A 3,985-nucleotide genomic window follows, 5' to 3' on the forward strand; every position below is an offset into this window, starting at 1 on the left:
AAAAATAGAATTAGATTATATTACATTAATAATTTCTAATTCTATAATACGAAAAGGACTTAGTCCATTAGCTTATAGACAAAAGTCCTTATCATATTTAAAATGAAGTTAAATTTTATAGTCCAACTTTTTCAGTGCACTACAGTGCTCACTTTTTTTGTTTATTGATAATATTTTAAAACCATTCTTACCATTTTCAATGACTTTTCCACTAAATCATAGCTTCCTTCATGTAAGCCCCAATCATAAATAATGCCACGAGTAATCATTAATATTTCACTGGTAATGGTTTTTGCGTCGCCTTTTAGTTCTTTTTGTTCAATGGCTTGTAGAACGTGTTGATATAAAGTTTGATAAAAGAATCGTTCTTCATTCAAAATGTATTTATCATCACTGGTTACTTGGCTTTTAAAGATTTGCGTAGCCGCTCCATAGCCAATAGAATTAATAGAACTACTTTGATCTTGAACTAAAAATTCAATGGCTTGAATATTGTTTTCAAATGTTTTTTCTTGGTAGTGTTCTCTACATTGTTCATCAAACATTTCAAAACCGGCATTTAATAAATCCATTTTTGAATCAAAGTAATGATAAAATCCTCCAATTGATATATTGGCACTCTTACAAATATCACGAATGGTTACTTGTTCATAAGAAGAAGTAGCGAATAATGAAGTAGCAGTTCGATAAATGTGGTGCTTAGTTTTACGTGCTTGTTCTTGTCTTGTTGTCATATGTTCTATTATACAAAAGTCATTTAAAATATAAAAAAATATTTCACCGAACATTGTTCTATTTTTTAAATGGAAGTGCTACAATGAAATTAACTAAAGGATAATTAAAGGAGGTAAGTAATATGAATTATCCAAATCTATTTGAACCATTAAAAATTGGAGGCACTACCATTCCCAATCGAATTGCGATGATGCCCATGGGTGTATTTTCTCCTCGTATGATGAATCAAAAAACAGGAGCCTACACAAAAGATGGTGCGGATTACTACATTGAACGAGCTAAAGGTGGAACTGGGTTAATCATAACAGGTCTAGTTCCTATCATTCCTATGCCTCGTGTCAATCCTGTGAATCATCCGAATGAATACATTGAAGAAATGAAATATTTAATCAATGGAATTCATGAAGCGGGTTCTAAAATCTTTGTGCAATTAACAGCGATGACAGGTCGTTCAGCTCACATTGAACCAGGACAAGAATTTATGGCTAAGATGGTTTTTAAAACACCTTCGCCTATTCAAAATGTTTGGGATCCTAATATTCAACATGCTCCAATGACCAAAGAAGACATTAAACAATATGTTGATAATTTTGCTCAAGCTGCTTGGGAAGTTCAACAAGCTGGTGGAGATGGAGTTGAAATTCATGCCGTTCATGAAGGATATTTACTTGATCAATTTTCTATTTCTTTCTTCAACCATCGAACAGATGAATATGGTGGAAGCTTAGAAAATCGTTTACGCTTTGCCAAAGAAATCGTAGAAGCTATTAAAGAACGTTGTGGAAAAGAATTCCCTGTTTCTTTACGTTTCTCTGTTCGTTCTTATATTAAAGACTTTAACCGTGGGGCTTTACCAGGTGAAGAATTTGAAGAAAAGGGTCGTGATTTAGAAGAAGCATTAGAAGCTGCTAAATTATTAGAATCTTATGGATATGATTTATTAAACTGCGACAATGGAAGCTATGACTCTTGGTTCTGGCCACATCCTCCTGTATATATGCCAAAGGCATGTAACTTGAGTGATGTTATGAAAGTTAAAGAAGTTGTCAATATTCCTGTTTGTTGTGCTGGACGATTTGATGATCCAGAACTTGCCAACAAAGTCATTGGTGAAGGTAAAATTGACATGATGGGAATGGGTCGTCCATTATTAGCCGATCCACAACTTGCCAACAAATTCAAAGAAGGAAATCTAGAAGACATTCGTCCTTGTATTAGTTGTCACATGGGATGTTTATCAAGAATCTTCCACGATGGACAAGACATTAGTTGTGCTGTCAATCCACAATGTGGTCGTGAAAAATCATATGCCTTAACACCAGCTGAAACAAAGAAAAAAGTATTAGTAATTGGTGGTGGACTTGGTGGAATGGAAGCTGCTAGAGTTTGTGCTATTCGTGGTCATGAAGTAGATTTATTCGAAAAAACAAATGAATTAGGTGGTGATTTTATTGCTGCAGCCGCTCCTGAAATCAAAGAAGATGACAAAAAGTTATTAGATTGGTATCGTCGTGAAATGAAACGTCTTCCAATCAATGTTCACATGAACACAACTGTCACAAAAGAAATGACGCAAGGATACGATGAAGTCTTTGTTGCCACAGGAGCTACTGAACGTAAATTACGTACACCTGGATTTGATCAAGACAATGTCACATATGCCATCGATACATTATTAAACAAACCAGTAAAAGGTGATAGTGTATTAGTCATTGGTGGTGGTCTAACAGGTTGTGAAATGGCAATTGATTTTGCCAAACAAGGTAAGAAAGTTACTATCGTAGAAATGGCAGAAACAATTTTGAATGCGCAAGATTTAAGTGCTGCCAACTATAATATGTTGTTGGAAATGATTGATTATTATAAGATTAATGTCATTAAACAAGCCACTGTTTCTTCTTATGAAAATGGCGTAGCTAAAATCAATATCCATGACTTCAACAATCCAAATAAAAACGGACGTGCACTACGTATGTATTGTTTAGGTCCAAAAGGAGAAGATCGTCAAGTTGAAGTGAAATGTGATCATGTTGTGATTTCAGTTGGATACATTCCTAATGATTCTTTATACGAAGAAATTAAAGGGGATCATACTTACTTAATTGGGGATGCCAATAGTCCATCAAATATTATGAATGCGATTTGGCAAGCTTATGAAATTGCGATGAAGTTATAACTGAAAAAGGAAGGAATCAAATGAGTTCCTTCCTTATTTTTTTAATAATTTGTTTAATTGATTCATCGCTTAGTTCTAAATGATCTACATAGGGTTTCAATATTTCTTGTTCCGCTTTTAAGCGAATTTTAATCGCGTATTCTTTGTCTTTGGAACGACATAAATAATAGTCTTTGCCATTGAAACCTATTGTCGATAACCATTTATTCGTTGACTTATCATAACAGACTCCATTCACTCCTGAACTATTACTACTTCTAAGTTCATGGTTTAAGGATTTTTGGATAACGGCTGTCTGCATATTTTTTTCTAATTCTTCCTTGACACAGCCACATGAAGTCGTATTGCCACTGATTAAAGAAGCATTCGATACCATGCATTCTTTTCCACAGTCACATACACAATTCCATACGACCGATCCATGTATTCGTTTCGTACTCACTGATTGAACAACTAGTTTTCCAAATCTTTTTCCAGTTAAATCATGTATTTTTCCTCGAATGCATCCACAAGACCGTGTATGACCGTCTTTTAAATTGCGACTGCTGACATCAACCACATTGCCACAATCACATGTACAATGCCATACAATACTTCCTCTATCTCTTTTGTCTGTTTTATAGTTTACAGTCAATCTACCAAAGCGATGATTGGTCAAATCAACTGTCTTTCCCATATATTATTTATGTTTCTTTTTCTTGTTTCTTCGAACAAGCAACACCAATAATATAAAGAATACCAATACACATATTACTATGCTCAATAAACCTATGATAAAACTATAATCCACATAGTCTTCTTCTATTTCTTCCTCTTCCTGGTAAGGATCTTCATATATCTCATCTGTTATACTTCCTACCAGCACTAATCGTCCATTGGTCGAATCCGATGCACATGTAGATAGTAATACCAGACGAGTCAGTGAAGATATTTCAAGTGACGATATACTTACACTCTTGATATATTCAAGATACGATTCTATATCAGTTTCTGATGTATTGTATGTACGCGTATCATACGCATCCACGCTCAACAACGAAAAGAAATCCACTCCATATTCTTTTCCCTCGACAA

The 3,985-nt window shown here is 34.4% G+C and carries 4 protein-coding genes; 1 reads left to right on the top strand and 3 read right to left on the bottom strand.

Annotation, left to right across the window (positions count from 1 at the left end):
• Positions 1 to 161: 161 nt before the first annotated feature.
• A complete protein-coding gene (locus ACI313_RS00005) occupies positions 162 to 734 on the bottom strand; it encodes a TetR/AcrR family transcriptional regulator (RefSeq protein ID WP_320608283.1) in 573 nt (190 codons plus the stop codon).
• A gap of 122 nt (positions 735 to 856) precedes the next feature.
• On the opposite strand from ACI313_RS00005, the gene ACI313_RS00010 reads away from it, so the two are divergent.
• Entirely contained in the window at positions 857 to 2,911 is a 2,055-nt protein-coding gene (locus ACI313_RS00010; RefSeq protein WP_439754990.1) for an FAD-dependent oxidoreductase, read from the top strand.
• A 16-nt stretch (positions 2,912 to 2,927) separates the two neighbouring features.
• Here ACI313_RS00010 and ACI313_RS00015 read toward each other — a convergent pair whose 3' ends face one another.
• Both ACI313_RS00015 and ACI313_RS00020 read right to left on the bottom strand, forming a co-directional pair.
• Entirely contained in the window at positions 2,928 to 3,587 is a 660-nt protein-coding gene (locus tag ACI313_RS00015; protein ID WP_439754991.1) for a hypothetical protein, read from the bottom strand.
• Between the two features lie 3 nt (positions 3,588 to 3,590).
• The coding region (locus ACI313_RS00020; RefSeq protein WP_439754992.1) for a hypothetical protein at positions 3,591 to 3,985 on the bottom strand (395 nt) is incomplete at its 5' end.

It is taken from the genome of Floccifex sp., from assembly GCF_051873495.1.
Classification (GTDB): Bacteria; Bacillota_I; Bacilli_A; order Erysipelotrichales; family Erysipelotrichaceae; genus Floccifex.